Origin of the sequence: Bacillus cereus group sp. BfR-BA-01381 (genome assembly GCF_022663555.1) — a bacterium.
GTDB classification, from domain to species: Bacteria; Bacillota; Bacilli; order Bacillales; family Bacillaceae_G; genus Bacillus_A; species Bacillus_A pacificus.
The window spans coordinates 1-17,747 of record NZ_JAKUFR010000070.1 but is presented as its reverse complement, the minus strand read 5'-3'; the positions used below and the strand labels follow the sequence as shown (position 1 = coordinate 17,747).

Here is a 17,747-nt window from a genome sequence, read left to right as displayed (position 1 = left end):
AATGCAATCCAAAGTCCTTTTTAGTTTTACAATTTGTTTCATGTATTTTTAAGATGGAAGGATACGTTTTTATTTTGCGTTTTTACGGCGAATGAATAGTAACATACCAATTAGGAATGTTGAAAGTCCCATTAAAATAGATGCAGGATAATGCGTTGCAGTATTAGGTAATTTATCACCTTGTTTTTTCACGTTATCTTTTACGTTACCACCTTTGGAACCATTTCCGCCTTGAGAACTGCTATCGCCTTTAACACGATTGCCACCAGAACCGTTGCCGTCAGAGCCGTTGTCGCCAGAGCCAATGCCGCCAGAACCAATGCCGCCAGAGCCACTGCCACCAGAACCGCTGCCGCCAGAACCGATCCCACCAGAACCACTGCCACCAGAACCACTGCCACCAGAGTCGTTGCCACCAGAACCGTTGCCACCAGAACCACTGCCATCAGAACCGTTGCCGCCAGAGCCATTGCCACCAGAGCCACTGCCATCAGAACCGTTGCCGCCAGAGCCATTGCCGCCAGAATCATTGCCACCAGAACCACTATCGTCCTGAGAACCACCGTTTCCTGGTGGTTTATTATTATCTTTGGAGTTACCTTCTGCGAAATGATCGTTATTTTGTACAATCGCATTTGTTACTGGAGAGAAGTTTTCTGTTGCTGCATTACCGATATTTAAACCACTAAAAAAAGATAAAGAGAGTGTTGATGCTAAAATGAAGATTTTCGTCATTGTTTTCCTCCTAAGAAATTAATATTCCATCTAAAATACATCCCTTTGTAATATTTCATAGGAAAAAGAGTTTTATGCAAAAAAAACTATATATAGAAAAAGGTGGTGTATTTATGAAGAGAGAAAAGGGTTAGTGTAAATTCTTTATAATAGTAGATTGGGGGAACTTTACACTCATTACAGTAGAGGAAGTGACAGCGGATGAAAGAATATATTGCATTTGATATTGGTGGTACGCAAATTAAATATGGGATTGTTTCAGAAACAGGGACGGTATTAAAGCATAAAACAGTTTTAACAGAAATTCATTTGGGTGGGGAACAAATCATTCAAAAACTTATTCTTCTATCCAAACAATTAATGAATGAACATACGATTTCGGGAATTGGCATTAGTACTGCGGGAATTGTTAATATTCATAAAGGGATTGTAACGGGAGGGGTGGAGCATATTCGGAACTACGCGACTATTCCTATTATTGATAGATTGCAAGAAGTATTACAAGTTCCTGTGTCCGTTGAAAATGATGTGAATTGTGCAGCGTTTGGAGAAAAGTGGAATGGTAGTGGAAGAGAGAAAGGAAACTTTATTATGCTCACCCTTGGAACTGGCATTGGAGGAGCAATTTTTATAGATGGAGAGTTATATAGAGGGCATTCGTTTAGTGCTGGTGAGTGGGGAAATATGTTAATAGAAGGAAAAGCGTTTGAAGAGGTGGCTTCCATTTCGGGGTTAATTCGTCTTGTGCGAAATTATAAAGGAGAAGGTAGTTGGAATGGGAAAACGATTTTCGAACTGTATGATAAAGGAGATAGGGAAGTTACGCAAGTAGTTGAGGTGTTCTTTAAACATTTAGCGATTGGAATTAGTAATCTTGCTTATATTTTTAATCCAGAAACAATTATTATTGGTGGAGGAATTACCGCTAGAGGAAATGAGTTTTTAAAAGAAGTAAAAGAAGAGGTCAGTAAATACTTAAATAAAGAGATTTATAGTAATTGTGAGATTGAACTTGCGCAAAACGGTAATTGTGCAGGAATGGTTGGTGCGATTTACCACTTCTTACATCATCATAAGTAAATTATATGAATGTTTTCATATAACTGAGAATTTATCCTTTTTATCACTAGGTAAATAATGCTACAATATAAGGGAAGAATACAATATTTTCCGATTTGGAAAATGCTTTGTAGAAAGGGAGAAACTGCATGCCTATTATTTTAGAAAAAGGTCAAAAGATCGATTTAACGAAAGGACAACCAAAAGTAGCAAAACTACAGGTTGGCTTAGGCTGGGATCCAATTGGGCAATCAGGTGGATTTCTGTCTTCATTATTTGGAAGTAAACCAAATGTAGATTGTGATGCATCTGTTGTTATGTTAGAAGGGGATCGTTTTTTAAATAAAAACGATTTAGTTTACTTCGGAAACAAGCTTTCTACTTGTGGTAGTATTATTCATTCAGGAGATAATTTAACAGGCGAAGGCGCTGGTGATGACGAAACAGTTTTCGTAGAATTACATAAAGTTCCGAGCCGTATTAATCGTTTAGTATTCGTTGTAAATATTTATGACTGTGTAAATCGTCGTCAAGATTTCGGGATGATTCGTAATGCATATATTCGTATTCAAAACCCGCAAACAGGCGAAGAATTAGCACGCTATAATTTATCGGATAATTATGCTGGCAAAACGACTCTAATTGCAGGTGAAATGTATCGCTACGGAAGTGAATGGAAGTTTTCAGCTGTTGGAGAAGGCACGCAAGATAAAAACTTAAGTGAGATTGTATCACGTTATCAATAATATAAACTGAGGAGGAATTGTATATGGCGTCAATTTCATTGAAAAAAGGACAAAAGGTAGACTTAACAAAAACGAATCCAGGTCTTTCAAAAGTTCTTGTAGGACTTGGTTGGGATACAAATCGTTATGATGGACAAGCTGATTTTGATTTAGATGTTAGTATCTTTTTAGTAGGTGCTAACGGTAAAGTTTCAGGAGCAGAGGATTTTGTCTTCTATAATAACCCAAAAGGTGCGAATGGTGCTGTAGAGCATTTAGGAGATAACAGAACAGGCGAAGGTGAAGGCGATGACGAATCAATCAAAGTAGATTTGAAAAACGTACCTGCACATATTGAACGTATTTGCTTCACAATCACAATTTACGATGGAGAAGGACGCAGCCAAAACTTTGGACAAGTTTCTAACTCTTTCGTACGTATTCTAGATGAAGAAAAGAATGCAGAATTAATTCGTTACGATTTAGGAGAAGATTTCTCTATTGAAACAGCGGTAGTAGTAGGTGAACTATACCGTCATGCAGGTGAATGGAAGTTCAATGCAATCGGAAGTGGATTCCAAGGTGGATTAGCGTCTCTATGTAATAATTTCGGTTTAGATGTAGAGTAATAGATTGATATATCCATCGGTAAAACAGATGTTTACTGATGGATATATTTTTTAAGATAAAAATATAGAGGTGAACATAAATGGCTATTCAGTTACAAAAAGGACAGAAGATTGATTTAGGTAAGACAAGCCCTGGTTTAACAAAGGCGGTAATTGGTCTTGGGTGGGATATTAAGTCTTATGATGGTGGAGCTGATTTCGATTTAGATGCATCTGCCTTTTTATTAGATGTGAACGGAAAATGTACGAAGGAAACTGATTTTATCTTCTATAACAATTTACAGTCTCCTTGTGGATCTGTTCTACATACAGGAGATAATCGTACAGGTGAAGGTGAAGGCGACGATGAGCAACTTGTTGTAGATTTGAAGAAAGTTCCAGCAGATGTGCACAAAATTGCTATTACAGTTACGATTTATGATGCGGAAGGCCGTAGTCAAAACTTTGGACAAGTAGGAAATGCTTTCGTTCGTTTAGCAAACGAAGAAACGAATGAAGAAGTTCTTCGCTTCGATTTAGGGGAAGATTTCTCTATCGAAACAGCAGTTGTCTTTTGTGAATTATACCGTCATAATGGACAGTGGAAGTTTAATGCAGTAGGAAGTGGATTCCAAGGTGGTTTAGGTGCGCTTGTAAGAGCGTATGGCTTGGATGCATAGAAAGGAAACGATATTCGTTTCCTTTTTTTGACCTTTCTATAAATCTAGCAAAGAATAGGGGATATAGGTAAGATGAGTATTTTGCAAGGAATCCTTGATACGTATGCTCAGTTTTTCGACTTGGACATGTGGATTAAAGTGTTGCAGGATCCAGTATCTTGGGGATTAATTGGTACACTTGTTGTACTTGAGGGGTTATTATCTGCTGATAACGCACTTGTGTTAGCAGTAATGGTAAAACACCTTCCGGAAGAAAAACGTAAAAAAGCATTATTCTATGGACTTATTGGAGCTTATGTATTCCGATTTATTGCAATTGGAATTGGAATGTTCTTAATTAAATTAGCATGGGTAAAAGTGTTAGGTGCACTTTACTTAGCGTGGCTTTCAGTTAAATACTTCATTGATAAAAGAAAAGGTAATGCAGAAGAAGAGGAAGCTCATGGTATGAACCAAAACAGTATTCTCTTCAGAATGTTTGGTGTCTTCTGGGGAACAGTTGCGATGGTTGAATTAATGGATATCGCATTCTCTGTAGATAGCGTACTTGCTGCATTTGGTGTATCCAATGAAGTTTGGATTCTATTATTAGGTGGAATGCTCGGTATTTTAATGATGCGCGGTATCGCTGGTGTATTCTTAAAATTGTTAGAGCGTATTCCAGAACTTGAAACGACAGCATATATTTTAATTTTAATTATTGCAGCAAAAATGTTACTGTCTGTTATTCATATTGAAGTAAGTCATACATTGTTCTTCATTATTTTAGTTGTAGCATTTGGAGCAACATTTATACTTCACTACATGAAGAATTCTGGACAAGCTAAAGAAGAAGTTGCAGCTACTAAGGAAGACAATAAATAATTGAAATGGGTTTGCTCGTTTTACGAGCGCCCATTTTTTATAACCAAAAATAGTTTATAATAGAAGGAAGACTTAGAAAAAAGTAAATGTTTTTGGAGGTGAACTGTTGTGTTTTCACGTTTTACACTTCAACCATATGCATTAAAAGATGAATCAGATTTAAAGCAATTTGAAACACTTTTAGAAAAACGCCCACAATATGAGCTGACAGAGAATGAGATGAAATTTAGTTATATAGCATGTCGAATCCTTGGCGTTCCAAACGATGTAGATGAATATTTTAATGAACTGTTTGATTATAGTGAAGCGAAAGGAATTGAAGTTTTACACGAACAAAATTTAAATAAAGTGATTGATTCAGAAAAGCTTCGTCACATTCAAGAAGTGTTCGGATTACATCAAGAAGCACCAAATGGTCTAACAGTAAATAGGCTAGTGGCACACTTATCTGGGAAACAACTTTTACCGAAAGTAGACAATCCTGATTTACAGCATTATATACATACAACATTTATTTCTGTATTGAAATTATATGAGAAACAACATAATCAATCTCTAAAGACAGAAGGCTTCCGTCGTTTCTTAATCGACATGATTAAATTAAGCGAAAATTACGTAGCGAAGTGGTTCTCTACGATTAACTATAAGAAACAAATGCCGCGTATTGTTTGGTACGGTGATGCACAGGAAAGCCGTATATATTTCTTATACTTTCTTATTATGCTCGGCTGCGATGTACTTTATTATCACCCAGAAGGAAAAGATGGATTTGAGAATGTTGATGAGGAAGGAAGAAGTTTTATTGTGTCTCATCCAAGTCGTATTTCTCTTGAGCCATTTCCAGATCGCCGCCGCGAGCGTGTTGCAACAGTGGCATATCAAGCTTCAAAAGAAATTGAACAAGTACTTCACCACGATAATTCACTATTATACAGGCCGTGGCAATTCCGTTCATATACACCTGTAGCACGTACATTAAAAACAACATACGATGAACTATTTTTAATTACGAAAGAAAAGGCGTTTGTACGCCCGACATTCTTTGTTGAAAATAAACACATTTATATTCCATCCCTATTTGCGAAAATATCAGGTGTTTCAAAGAATGATAAAGAGTATTTTCAGCGATTAAAGGCTGTTACATCATTTGATAACAGTTTATTAATTAATACATTTCCGTTTACGAAAGAACAAAAAGCAAATTTCCAATACCATTATCGAGATGCATTAGACCGCGGGGGAAAATTGCATCCAGATTTAATTATGAACAGTCATTGGTGGCCGCACAAACGATTGCCAGAAGGATTACAACATGGTATTGCAGAAGCGATTATCCATACGTGTGAAAGTGAAATGTGTAAACCAATTGCAAAAGAGACGAAACAAGATGTAGCGCTATATGTTTTCGCGCAACTTTCTCAAATACCACCGAATATTTTAGAACAGCTTGAGAAATTTGATTATTCACAAGATGTACCGAAAATTGTTATATTTAATAATGAGAAGAGTGGAGAGTTAACTCGTTCTGATGCTGTTTTATTACTATTTTTAAATCAAATTGGAGTAGATGTATTCCATTTCAATCCAACGGGAAGAAACGATATTGAACCGTATATTGAAGCGGGGGCATTTGATTCACATTGGCTTGAAGAGGTTAATTTCGATCTTGAGTTTCATGGTTCATCAGCCTATAAAAATTTATCACAAACAATAAAAGGACTATTTCGTCCATTTTTATAAGGAAAGGGAGAATACCATATGAATAACCCAGTCGTACTAGATTCGAAAACAGAATTAAATGAGCAAACAGCACAAGATGTTCGCTTGCAACTTAGACAAGATGCGGATGTACAACGTATTTATAATGCGGTAGATATTAAAGATCAATTAGAATTAATTGAACTTGGAAAAGAACCTTCTATGGAAATTTCACGTTTTGCTGATCAAATTTTACATACGATGTCATTATCAAAGATAGAAGATTCTGGTGAATTATTAAAACAGCTTGGTAAAATTATGGACCGATTCGATAGCAAAGACTTTGCGGAAGAGAAAAGTGGTTTCTTCTCACGTATGTTCAAAAAAGCGGATAAAATGATTGAACAAATCTTTAGCAAGTATCAAACGATGGGCCGTGAAATTGATAAAGTGTATGTGGAAATTACGAAGTATCAAGATGAAATGAAAAAATCAATTGGTACGTTAGATGGTTTATATGAGCAAAACTTAAAATATTATTTAGACTTAGAAAAATACGTAGTAGCAGGAGAAATGTTATTAGAGCGTTTAAATACAGAGTTAGTTCCCATGTATGAAGAGCGTGTACGTAATAACGATCAATTAGCAGGTATTGAATTAGAGTCGCTTAAAAACTCTGTTGAAATTTTAGAACAGCGTATTGATGATTTAGAAAAAGCGCGTATGGTTGCGTTACTTACAGCACCACAAATTCGAATGATACAACGTGGTAATAATAAGTTAATTGGTAAAATCAATACAGCATTTATTACGACGATTCCTATCTTTAAAAATGGTATCATTCAAGCGGTAAATGCGAAGCGTCAAAAGCTTGTTGCAGATTCTATGGCTGAACTGGATCGCCGTACAAATGAATTACTTAAGAAAAATGCACAAAATATCGCAACGCAAAGTGTGGAAGTAGCGAGATTATCCGGTTCTTCTAGTATTAAGATGGAAACACTTGAGGAAACTTGGAACATTATTTCAAGAGGTATGCAAGAAACACAACAAATTGAAGAGCAAAACAAACGTGAGCGTGAAGAAAGTCGCAAACGTATGGCTACATTAACTGAGAACATTAAAAAAGAATTACAAGGATAAAGTGAAACTTTAATCAGTGGGGTTTTGTTCATTCCCGCTGATTATTAGCCTTCACCGATCGGATGTTTACTGCCTGGTGAATAGAGGGATAAATGAAAAGGCAATGAGGAATAGTCCTCATTGCCTTTTAGTTTTTCTTCGCTAATTTAATGATTTCATTCACAACAAGCGGAATGATACTTAATAAGAGAACAAATCCCCAATCTCGCAGCGTTAATACATGCACACCGAATATATTTGCAAGGGGCGGAATGGAGATGATACAAACTTGCATAAGAACACCGATAAGAAGGGAGAAGACTAAATATTTATTTGTAAAAATCCCAATTGAAAAAATTGATTTCGTTCTTGAACGCAAGTTAAATGAATGAACGAGCTGAGAAAAACTAAGAACGACAAATGCCATCGTTTGAGCGTGTAATAGAGCATCCTCATCAATTCGCTCTGGGAAAAGAGGGAATAAATTTGTATCTCCAGTATAGAACTTTGCTCCGGCGATAAAGGCTATTAGCGTTAAAAGTCCAATGACAACTCCATTGAAAATAAGGAAAGGAACGCTACCGCTAAATAGGCTTTCTTTCGCATGTCGTGGTTTTTCCTTCATCACATCAGGATCTTCAGGATCAACCCCAAGTGATAATGCGGGCAGCGTATCTGTAATTAAATTTACCCACAAAATGTGAATAGGTCGTAGTGGTGTTGCCCAGCCGAGTAAAATGGCTAAAAATAAAGTGATAATTTCTCCGAAGTTACAAGAGAGTAGGAAGAGAATTGATTTTTTTATGTTACGATAAATGTTTCTACCTTCCTCAACAGCTTTCACGATAGATGAGAAATTATCATCTGTTAATACGACATCCGCTGCCCCTTTTGCAACGTCTGTTCCTGTAATGCCCATCGCTACGCCAACATCTGCTTGTTTTAAAGATGGAGCGTCATTGACGCCATCACCAGTCATAGAAACGATATTGCCTTTTGCACGTAATGCTTTTACGATCTTTACTTTATGTTCTGGAGAGACTCTAGCGAATACATGTAAGTGATCAATTTTGCTTGCTAGTTCTGTATCTGAAATGTTATCTAATTCAGTTCCAATCATAATTTCACATATGTCTTCAGCAATACCAAGTTCTTTGGCAATGGCGAAGGCGGTATCTTTATGGTCACCAGTAATCATAACTGTGCGAATACCGGCTTTTTTACATTCTGTAATGGAATCTTTTACTTCAGTTCGCGGTGGATCAATCATACCGACAAGACCAATAAAGATGAGGTTTTCTTCAAGATGATTTATATCGACATCGCTTGAATTGTATTGTTTAAATGCGAATGAAAGTACTCTTAAAGCTTCTTGAGACATTGCCCCGGCAGCTTTTAATATTTGATCTTTATCAGCATCTGTTAGAACCTCGATTTTACCGTTTTTCAATATGTGGGTACATCGAGGTAAGAGTTTATCGATAGCACCTTTCGTCATGCTATAGTAGCTTTCATCGAATGTATGTACAGTTGACATCATTTTACGATCTGAATCGAAAGGTAGCTCATTAACACGTTCATGTATTTTTTCTAAATGATCTTTTTGCATGTTAAAAGTGCTTCCGGCAACGAGAAGAGCAATTTCAGTCGGGTCTCCTGTTTGTGACTCATTGTTGTAAGACGCATCGTTACATAGCACCATGTTTTCTAACAATAGACGTTGCACATCATTATTTACATTTAAATTTTCTAATTGATCGTATGTGTTATCACTATAAAAGTGAGTAACGGTCATTTTATTTTGTGTTAACGTACCTGTTTTATCTGAACAAATAATTGTGACAGAACCGAGAGCTTCGACAGCTGGTAGTTTCCGAATGATAACATTTTGTTTAATCATACGCTGCACACCAATTGCAAGAACGATGGAAACGATAGCTGGCAAACCTTCTGGAATAGCTGCAACGGCTAAACTAATAGCAGTCATAAACATTTCTAGTGTATCTCGTCCTTGTAAAAAGCCGATGAGAAACATCACGATACAAATAGCTACAGCAACAAAGCCTAAATACTTTCCGACCTGTGCTAAGCTTTTTTGAAGTGGTGTCATATCATCGTCTGCTTCATGTAACAGGGTAGCAATCTTACCAATTTGTGAGTTCATTCCAGTTTCAACAGCAACACCGACGCCTCTTCCGTATGTTACAAGGGTAGACATAAAGGCCATGTTTTTTTGATCACCGAGTGGTACTTGTTCATCACTTTGCATGAAAGGGTGGTAGATTGCATCTTTATCAACAGGGACAGATTCACCAGTTAGAGCAGATTCTTCAACTTTTAAATTTGCGGTTTCGATAAGGCGTAAATCGCATGGGATATATCTTCCAGCGTCGAGCATAACGATATCACCTGGAACGACGTGCTCAGATGGAATTTCTTTTAGTTCACCATCTCGCTTGACGATAGCTTTAGGTGTCGCCATCTTTTTCAATGCCTCTAAAGCTTGTTCTGCTTTCGATTCTTGGATGACACCGATAACAGCATTTAAAACTACAACGAGTGCAATAATACTTGCATCAGCCCATTCACCTACAAAGGCTGAAATAAGAGCAGCAATAATAAGGACATATACGAGGACGTCATTAATTTGGGCGAAAATACGTTGCCATAAAGTGCGTTTTTGTTTTGTAGCTAATTCATTAAAACCATATTGCTTTAAACGTTCATTTACGATTTCATCTGTTAAACCGTGTTGTTCATTTGTTTCTAAGTCGATTAATGTTTGATTTTTCGTCTTACTGTACCAATTGCTCATAAGTAAGCACCTCCAGTAAAAACAGTTAGCAATGGTAGTGTTGCTATTATTTGTGAGTAGTATGTATGGAGAAAAAATCTAAGGTGAGGTTCTGCTTCTATTGTACAATATTTTACAGTTGGTTGAGAGAAAGAGAAGAGTTGTCATGAATTTGTTGGAAATAAAAAAGAGCCTCATAAGGAGGCTTTTTACTTTTTAATTAATGTACCTAATTCTTCTGTAATAGCTTGCATTTCACTAATACTGAATGTTTCACGTTTCATAACATGCTCATAAATGTCACGTAAGTCTTCGTACATTTCTTCATTAAAGCTAGCAGCTCTCATCGCTCCAGCATTAACCATACGTAATTTTTCTTTAATAGCTTCGACCATATATTCAACGTTTTCTTCTGACTTTACGGATAAATCCACCGAAGTGTCCCCCTTTAAAATAACATAAGGTTATCTTAACATTTTTTATCATTTTCGTTAATGAATCTTTTCAATCCTATTAAATTAGTAGGGATTTCCTTTATATTTAATAATTGGTTGTTTATACTATAAGTATATATAAAGAAATGCACCAAGAAGGGAAGAAACAAAATATGGTTCAAGTATTGTTTGTTTGTCTTGGGAACATTTGCCGTTCTCCGATGGCAGAAGCGATTTTTCGAGATCTTGTCGTAAAAGAGGGACTCGAAGAGAAAATTGTCATTGATTCTGCAGGAACTGGAGATTGGCATGTTGGCCATCCGCCACATAAAGGAACACAAAAAATTTTAAAAGAAAATGCAGTCACTTTTGAAGGAATTAAAGCAAGGCAAGTAGAAAAAGAAGACTTAACAAAGTTTGATTATATTATTGCCATGGACAACAAGAATATAGCAGATTTAAAAAGTTTAGGTAAAACTGGAGGCTATATTGGTAGGCTGTCCGATTTTGTTCCAGACGGTGGCTGGACAGACGTTCCCGACCCTTACTATACAGGGAATTTCCAAGAAGTATATGACCTTGTAACAGAAGGGTGTGCAAAGCTATTAGCTTTCATTCGAAATGAACAAGGAATATGAGGAAGCTTAGAAAGAAATACTTTCTAACATATGAAATGAAAGGGTGAAGGAATATGGCAAAGAAAAATAATATTGCTCGAAACATTGCGATTGGTGTAGCTGCAGGTGTAGCTGTATCTATGTTGAAGAAAGAAAACCGTGAAAAAGTAAAAAATACTGCAGAAAAAGCAAAAACTAAAATGATTGAAATTGGTGAAAATGCAAAGATCAAAGAAAAAGTACAAACTGTTACAGATAAAGGGCGCGAACTTGCTGATTTAAATGTAGTGAAAGCGAAAGTTGCAGAAATTAAAAAATTGACGCCATCTGTTGTAGAGACGTTAAAAGAAACGAAAGAAATTTTTAGTAAGAAAAAAGTTGAGCCAGCAGAGAAGCCAGAAACGATTGAAATTCAAGCTGTATCTCCAAAAGTAGATGAACTGAAAGCAGAAGAAGAGCCAGTAGTTGCTGAAGATGGCGGTATGAAAGAAGCGCGTGAACTATTTATGAAAGACTCTAATGTAGAGGAAAAAAAAACTGAAGCGTACATTGAGTTGAAGCAAGATAAAGAAGAGAAGAAAAGCGTTTAAACATATATGAGAAAAATTTTAGAAAAGGTGAGAAGAAATCGTACTTATTCGTTTGGTAAAGATTTGTATGACCGGACGATGCGCGATGATGTAGCGGGCTTGGCAGCACAGCTCGCTTATTTCTTCTTGCTTGCGATTTTTCCTGGGCTTGTTTTCTTAATTACGCTTCTTGGATTCATTGACCTTCAAACAGAAAGTGTGCTCAACTTATTAGAACCGTACGTACCCGAAGATGCAATGTCTTTAATTGAAGTAAACGTTGATAAAGTTGTAAATGAGCAAAATGGTGGTTTATTATCATTTGGTTTATTATCAATGCTATGGTTTGCTTCAAATGGTGTAAATGCGGTGATGAATGCTTTTAACCGTGCGTATGATGTAACGGAAACACGTTCTTTTATTAAAACGAGGGCGTTATCAATTGTATTTACATTAGCGATTATTTTTATGATTGTGTTTGCACTAATTGTTCCAGTGTTTGGACAAGTCATTGGGGCAGCTGTATTTAAAGCAATTGGTTTATCGGATAGTTTTTCTTACGTGTGGAGTATTACACGTTTAGTAGCGAGTTTCTTCGTGTTATTTGCATTGTTTAGTTTTTTATATACATTTGCACCAGATCGAAAATTAAAAAGAAGAGAAGTCATTTCAGGAGCAACATTTGCTACTGTAGGATGGATTGTGGTATCGTACTCATTTGCTTATTATGTAGATAAGTTTGCGAATTACGCCAATACATATGGTGGTCTCGGTGGTATTATTATTTTAATGTTATGGTTTTACTTGACTGGGTGGGTAATTTTACTTGGCGGTGAAATTAATGGTTTACTCCATCATTATAGGACGGGTGACAATAATTCCCGTAATGAAAAGTGAGCTCTTGTTCCATAATAATAGGGAACAGGGGGGATATTTCATGAGTAATAATAAAAAGAATCACAACAATAAAAATAACAATAAACAAAAGAGTAGTTCGCATCCAAAGCATAAAACGAGTGGTAGTGCGAACGGGCATAATAGCTACCATTAGAAAAAAACGGGTCCTCTATGAGGGACCCGTTTTTATTTATTTCCTTTTAATAATCGTAAGCCATTCAGAATAACAAGAATCGTACTTCCTTCATGCCCGATAACACCGAATGGAAGAGCTAAAAATTGTAAGAAGTTTGAACAAATGAGCATTGTAATTACAGCTAGTGAAAAGATTACGTTTTGCTTTACAATACGGTTCATTCGTTTTGATAAGCGGATTGCTTGTGAAAGTCGAGATAACTCGTTCTTCATAAGTACAACGTCTGCAGTTTCTAAAGCTACGTCTGTTCCTTCTCCCATCGCTACACCGATGCTAGCAGTAGCGAGTGCAGGGGCATCATTTATACCATCTCCGACCATTGCTACTGTCCCGTATTTTTCTTTTAGCTTTTTAATCGTTTCAACCTTTGTTTCTGGTAAGCATGATGCGTAATACTCCTTTATGTTACTTTCAGAGGCAATAGCCTTTGCTGTTTCTTCATTATCTCCAGTAATCATAATGGCCTCGACACCGATGCTTTGTAATTCGCGAATAGCAGCTATTGTCTCTTGGCGAAGAGTATCTTTTAAAGCGATAAGTCCAAGGATGCCATCCTCATCACTAATATAAACGACAGTTTTACCTTCTTTTTCAAGTGAGGCAGAAATACCGTTATGAAATGTCTTTGTTTCTTCACCGATAAAATCAGCTTTACCTATTTTATAAGCTTTGTTTTCGAATATTCCTTTTAGCCCAAAACCAGTTACATCTTCGACGTTTTCTGGTTTTTTTAATGTAATGTCATACGCATGTTTTGCATATTTCACAATAGATTCAGCTAAAGGGTGTGTAGAGTGACTTTCAATTGCTGCTGTAATAGAAAGTACTTCTTTTTCTGTCATATTTTCTCGAACATATACATCTGTTACAGTAGGTTTTCCTTCTGTTAATGTTCCTGTTTTATCAAAGGCAATTGCTTTTACTGAAGCGAGACGTTCTAAATGTATGCCACCTTTAAAGAGAATTCCGTTTCTTGCGCCGTTAGAAATAGCAGATAACGTTGCTGGTGTAATGGCAGCAACGAGTGCACAAGGAGATGCGACTACAAGTAAAATCATAGCGCGATAAAACGTTTCATTCCAGCTCCAATCCAGTAAGAAATGAGGGACGAACATCATAAGCGCAACAACGAGTAGTACACCTTTTACATATGTTCCTTCAAACTTTTCGATGAATAGTTGTGATGGTGATTTTTCACTCTGTGCACTTTGAACGAGACGGATAATCTTTTGGAATAATGTTTGATCGCTCGGCTTCGTAATTGTAACTTCGATAGCACCGCGTAAATTTACAGTACCAGCAAATACTTCATCACCATATTTTTTTTCATTTGGAATAGGTTCACCAGTAATCGCTGCCTCATCGATATTTGTTTCACCGCTATGAATCGTACCGTCAGCAGGAACGCGCTCACCTGGTTTAATTAGAATAATGTCGTTAATTTGTAATCGTCCAACAGGAACACGTTCTTCAGTTCCGTTTGAAATACGTAATGCTTCTTCAGGTTGTAGATCAAGAAGCGCTGAAATTTCTTTTTGACTTTTACTTAATGTATAAGATTCCATCGCACCGCTTAGTGCGAAGATAAAGATTAAAATCGCGCCTTCTGCCCAATAGCCAATGATTGCAGCGCCGATAGCAGCAAAGAGCATAAGCATTTCGACATTTAGCTCTTTCTCCTCAATTGTATCTTCAATACCTTCTTTTGCTTTTGCATATCCACCAACTATATAAGCAAGGATATAGCAAGTAATGCCTACATTCATTACATCGTTCTTTGTGAATAACCAACCAGCTAAAATGAAAATACCAGATGCGATTGCAAATATAAGTTCATAATGTTTCTTTAATGTATCCCATAAAGAGGGATGAGAAATAGACTTTTGTACTTGTAATGTTTTTACTTCTGAGTTCATTACTACTCGCTCCTTCCAAATTCTTATTGAGAAAAATAATCAAAATCGAAACCCCTATAAAACGACGAAAGCTGCCATCCGTAATGGATAGCAGCATTTCTGTTGAAACTGATTTTAATAGTTATTATGTTATAATTATTCTATAGTATAGCATATGTTTTCGTTAGATGATATGTTTTTGTTTGTTTAGAAACTGAAAACTTGTGTTTTCTCAATTCCTTTGGTATATATGAATACTGTTCATAAAAAGGTCGGAAAGGAAGACAACAAGTGAAGACAGAGAAATTTTTTACCCATCCGATTGGCGTATTTATCGCTGCAATAGTAGCAACTTTTTTATGGGGAAGTGCATTTCCTTTTATTAAATTAAGTTATGCTGAACTTGGAATTCAGCCACAAGAAGTTGGAGAGCAAATATTATTTGCTGGCTATCGTTTCTTTTTATCTGGGGTTATGCTTTTATTCTTCTTTAAAGCGTTAGGAAAAGATATGAATTTCAAAAAAGGAACGGGGAAGCAGTTAGTACAAATTGGTTTATTTCAAACATTTCTTCAATATATATGTTTTTATATTGGAATGAGCTATAGTTCTGGTATTGAAGGAGCTATCATTTCAGGAACATCATCATTCTTTCAAATTTTACTCGCGCACTTCTTATATAAAGACGATGCGCTCAATATGAGAAAAATAATTGGAGTCTCTATCGGATTTTGTGGTGTCATTTTAGTAAATGTGCCGAGTGATGGTAGTTTGTCATTCCATTTCGGAATCGGTAGCTTATTACTTCTGAGTGCAGCAATGTTGTATTCATATGGGAATATATTGGCGAAAGAAGGTAGTAAAACATTAGATATTGGCTATATGACAGCCTACCAAATGATTTTTGGTTCTATCGGACTATTATGTATAGGGGCTTTGCAAGTTGGAGTTATGCCATTTACATTTAGTATACATGCAATACTAATGCTTATCTATTTATCTTTCTTATCCGCAGCAGGATTTTGCATTTGGAATACAATTATGAAGTACAACAAGGTTGGAAAAGTATCAATGTACATGTTCTTTATACCTGTATTTGGTGTGTTATTATCGAGCATGATTTTAGGCGAAGCAATTCATTCGTTTGTATTATTCGGTTTAGCGTGTGTAGCTGTGGGAATTATTGTGGTGAATCGGGTGCCAGCTAAGCAGAAAATAGAGAAAGAAAAACAAGTAGCATAGATAACGAGAAAACGATTACAATGGAAGAACAGTGCTGTTCTTCTTTTTTTATATAGAAAAAGGATAATAGACTAGGTGTCACGAAAAAAGATACAAAAAGTATTTATTGAGGAGAACATATTATGAATCTACTTTATATGGTGTTAATTGCACAAATCATTCTTTTTTTAATTGGTGCAATGTACGCAGTAGGACAGACAAAAAAGACAAGAAATAATATGCCGTTACCTTTAGCGGTGCGCCTTATTCTTAGTTTTTCGTTAACAGCAAGTGCAATTTGGGTATGGTTACAAGATCCATCAGTAGATTATAGTACGTGGGTTGCACTAGGTATGACGTTATCAACTGTAGGGGATTTATTTATGGCAGGTTTAATTCCAATTGGTCACAGGCTAATTGGAGGGATGATTACTTTCGCGCTTGCGCATTGTTTTTATGTAAAGGCATTTTTGCAAACAGGCATTTCATGGAATGGTTTTTGGATTGGTTTACTCGTATACGGACTCTTTCTCATTATAGGATGGTTCTTCTTTATTCGAAATGAGAAACAAGATAAATTGTTTACGATAGGAGCGCTAATTTACGGATTGTGGGTTGGAGGAATGGCTTGCTTTGCGTTCGCCTTATACTATGAGAATACAGGAATATGGTGGATACCAGCTTTTGGTGGCTTACTATTTGTCATTTCTGATTTTATTATTGGCGTGACAGATATTGGAGGGCGCAAATTAAAGTATGAACCACTTTGGATTTGGTTTACATATGTAGCGGCTCAAATGTGTATTGTATATGTGGGAATATAAAAAGATACTCTTCGAATAGTGGATAGACTATTTGAAGGGTATCTTTTTTGTTACTATGCTACAATATTTTTTTGTTGTAGAGCAGAAAGGCTGTATTCATCTGCTGCTTTATAACCTTGGGATAATAAATCATTGATGTAAAGCTTGTTGTAAATAAAGCAGAAGACTAAGTTAGAGAATCCGAATGTAAACATACTAGCGACTAAAATAATTAAAAACCATTTCCAGTCTCCACGGAATATAGCAGGGAAGAAACCAAAGAAAAATACAGTCCAACTAAAACCAATTTTTGCTTGTTTAATTTGACCGGTATTTTCATTTTTAAGCATAACTTTCATAGAAAAAGTCCTCCTAAGTAACTAAAAATATAATGATAAATGCAAGATATATTATATCAAAATAATACTTGAATATTATTATTTGTATTTTTGTAATATTAGAATTGTATAATTCAGAATTTTGTGGAAAATACATAGTTGAAGTCTTTATAATAAAAGTAAAAAGATGATGAGATGGTGGAATGATGCAAAAGAAAAAACGTTTGCGTGAATTCTTTGGAACAATTGCAATTGCTTTTTTGCTCGTGTTTTTGGCGAAAATTTTCGTGTTTTTTCCTACGACTGTAAAAGGGGCGTCTATGAAGCCAACATTACAAGATGGGGATAAGGTGATTGTGAATAAGTTGGCAAAGCAATTTGAAAGTTATGGGAGAGAAGATATTATTGTTGTAAAGACAGATAATTTTTATGTGAAAAGGGTTATTGGTTTGCCTGGCGATGTTATTGAGGTGAGAAATGATCAATTATATG

18 protein-coding genes are annotated in these 17,747 nt (G+C 36.0%); 13 read left to right on the top strand and 5 right to left on the bottom strand.

What is annotated here, in order from left to right:
- Window positions 1-69 precede the first annotated feature (69 nt).
- Complete coding sequence (locus MR079_RS20870) at window positions 70-735, bottom strand: LPXTG cell wall anchor domain-containing protein (RefSeq protein WP_242294554.1); 666 nt, start codon at window positions 733-735, stop codon at window positions 70-72.
- A gap of 201 nt (window positions 736-936) precedes the next feature.
- Here MR079_RS20870 and MR079_RS20865 point away from each other — a divergent pair, with 201 nt between their 5' ends.
- The 7 genes from MR079_RS20865 (at window position 937) to MR079_RS20835 (ending at window position 7,512) form a co-directional block, all read left to right on the top strand.
- Window positions 937-1,815: an ROK family protein gene (locus MR079_RS20865; protein ID WP_139869493.1), complete on the top strand. Its 879-nt coding sequence runs from the start codon at window positions 937-939 to the stop codon at window positions 1,813-1,815.
- A 128-nt stretch (window positions 1,816-1,943) separates the two neighbouring features.
- On the top strand, window positions 1,944-2,540 hold the full coding sequence (locus MR079_RS20860; protein WP_001121591.1) for a TerD family protein: 597 nt from the start codon (window positions 1,944-1,946) through the stop codon (window positions 2,538-2,540).
- A 23-nt stretch (window positions 2,541-2,563) separates the two neighbouring features.
- Window positions 2,564-3,148 (top strand): TerD family protein, encoded by a 585-nt coding sequence (locus MR079_RS20855; protein WP_000146723.1) that lies wholly within the window; start codon window positions 2,564-2,566, stop codon window positions 3,146-3,148.
- Between the two features lie 80 nt (window positions 3,149-3,228).
- Entirely contained in the window at window positions 3,229-3,807 is a 579-nt protein-coding gene (locus tag MR079_RS20850; RefSeq protein WP_001007531.1) for a TerD family protein, read from the top strand.
- A 72-nt stretch (window positions 3,808-3,879) separates the two neighbouring features.
- Window positions 3,880-4,671, top strand: a complete 792-nt coding sequence (locus tag MR079_RS20845) for a TerC family protein (RefSeq protein ID WP_000025695.1) — start codon at window positions 3,880-3,882, stop codon at window positions 4,669-4,671.
- Window positions 4,672-4,779: 108 nt separating this feature from the next.
- Entirely contained in the window at window positions 4,780-6,411 is a 1,632-nt protein-coding gene (locus MR079_RS20840; protein WP_242294553.1) for a YceG family protein, read from the top strand.
- 18 nt (window positions 6,412-6,429) lie between these two features.
- Complete coding sequence (locus MR079_RS20835; RefSeq protein ID WP_001064413.1) at window positions 6,430-7,512, top strand: toxic anion resistance protein; 1,083 nt, start codon at window positions 6,430-6,432, stop codon at window positions 7,510-7,512.
- Window positions 7,513-7,639: 127 nt separating this feature from the next.
- Here the strand turns inward: MR079_RS20835 and MR079_RS20830 are convergent, their stop codons facing one another.
- Window positions 7,640-10,306, bottom strand: a complete 2,667-nt coding sequence (locus MR079_RS20830; protein ID WP_242294552.1) for a cation-translocating P-type ATPase — start codon at window positions 10,304-10,306, stop codon at window positions 7,640-7,642.
- Between the two features lie 188 nt (window positions 10,307-10,494).
- A complete protein-coding gene (locus MR079_RS20825) occupies window positions 10,495-10,719 on the bottom strand; it encodes a DUF1128 domain-containing protein (RefSeq protein ID WP_000366197.1) in 225 nt (74 codons plus the stop codon).
- 173 nt (window positions 10,720-10,892) lie between these two features.
- Here MR079_RS20825 and MR079_RS20820 point away from each other — a divergent pair, with 173 nt between their 5' ends.
- From MR079_RS20820 to MR079_RS20810, 3 genes are read left to right on the top strand one after another with little or no spacing between them, the layout of a single operon-like run.
- Window positions 10,893-11,357 (top strand): low molecular weight protein-tyrosine-phosphatase, encoded by a 465-nt coding sequence (locus tag MR079_RS20820; protein WP_000250910.1) that lies wholly within the window; start codon window positions 10,893-10,895, stop codon window positions 11,355-11,357.
- A gap of 53 nt (window positions 11,358-11,410) precedes the next feature.
- Window positions 11,411-11,926: a DUF4075 domain-containing protein gene (locus MR079_RS20815; RefSeq protein ID WP_001085393.1), complete on the top strand. Its 516-nt coding sequence runs from the start codon at window positions 11,411-11,413 to the stop codon at window positions 11,924-11,926.
- Window positions 11,927-11,932: 6 nt separating this feature from the next.
- On the top strand, window positions 11,933-12,802 hold the full coding sequence (locus tag MR079_RS20810; protein WP_001226530.1) for a YihY/virulence factor BrkB family protein: 870 nt from the start codon (window positions 11,933-11,935) through the stop codon (window positions 12,800-12,802).
- A 186-nt stretch (window positions 12,803-12,988) separates the two neighbouring features.
- Here the strand turns inward: MR079_RS20810 and MR079_RS20805 are convergent, their stop codons facing one another.
- The gene (locus MR079_RS20805; protein ID WP_139869496.1) at window positions 12,989-14,914 is read right to left on the bottom strand and encodes a heavy metal translocating P-type ATPase; all 1,926 of its coding nucleotides are present in this window, start codon (window positions 14,912-14,914) and stop codon (window positions 12,989-12,991) included.
- A gap of 270 nt (window positions 14,915-15,184) precedes the next feature.
- Between MR079_RS20805 and MR079_RS20800 the strand changes: the two genes are divergently transcribed.
- Both MR079_RS20800 and MR079_RS20795 read left to right on the top strand, forming a co-directional pair.
- Complete coding sequence (locus tag MR079_RS20800) at window positions 15,185-16,135, top strand: DMT family transporter (protein ID WP_139869497.1); 951 nt, start codon at window positions 15,185-15,187, stop codon at window positions 16,133-16,135.
- Between the two features lie 122 nt (window positions 16,136-16,257).
- The gene (locus tag MR079_RS20795) at window positions 16,258-16,938 is read left to right on the top strand and encodes a lysoplasmalogenase (protein WP_242294551.1); all 681 of its coding nucleotides are present in this window, start codon (window positions 16,258-16,260) and stop codon (window positions 16,936-16,938) included.
- 53 nt (window positions 16,939-16,991) lie between these two features.
- Here MR079_RS20795 and MR079_RS20790 read toward each other — a convergent pair whose 3' ends face one another.
- Window positions 16,992-17,276, bottom strand: coding sequence for a hypothetical protein (locus MR079_RS20790; RefSeq protein WP_000867043.1), 285 nt, complete (start codon window positions 17,274-17,276; stop codon window positions 16,992-16,994).
- A gap of 182 nt (window positions 17,277-17,458) precedes the next feature.
- On the opposite strand from MR079_RS20790, the gene lepB reads away from it, so the two are divergent.
- The coding region (gene lepB, locus MR079_RS20785) for a signal peptidase I (RefSeq protein WP_242294550.1) at window positions 17,459-17,747 on the top strand (289 nt) is incomplete at its 3' end.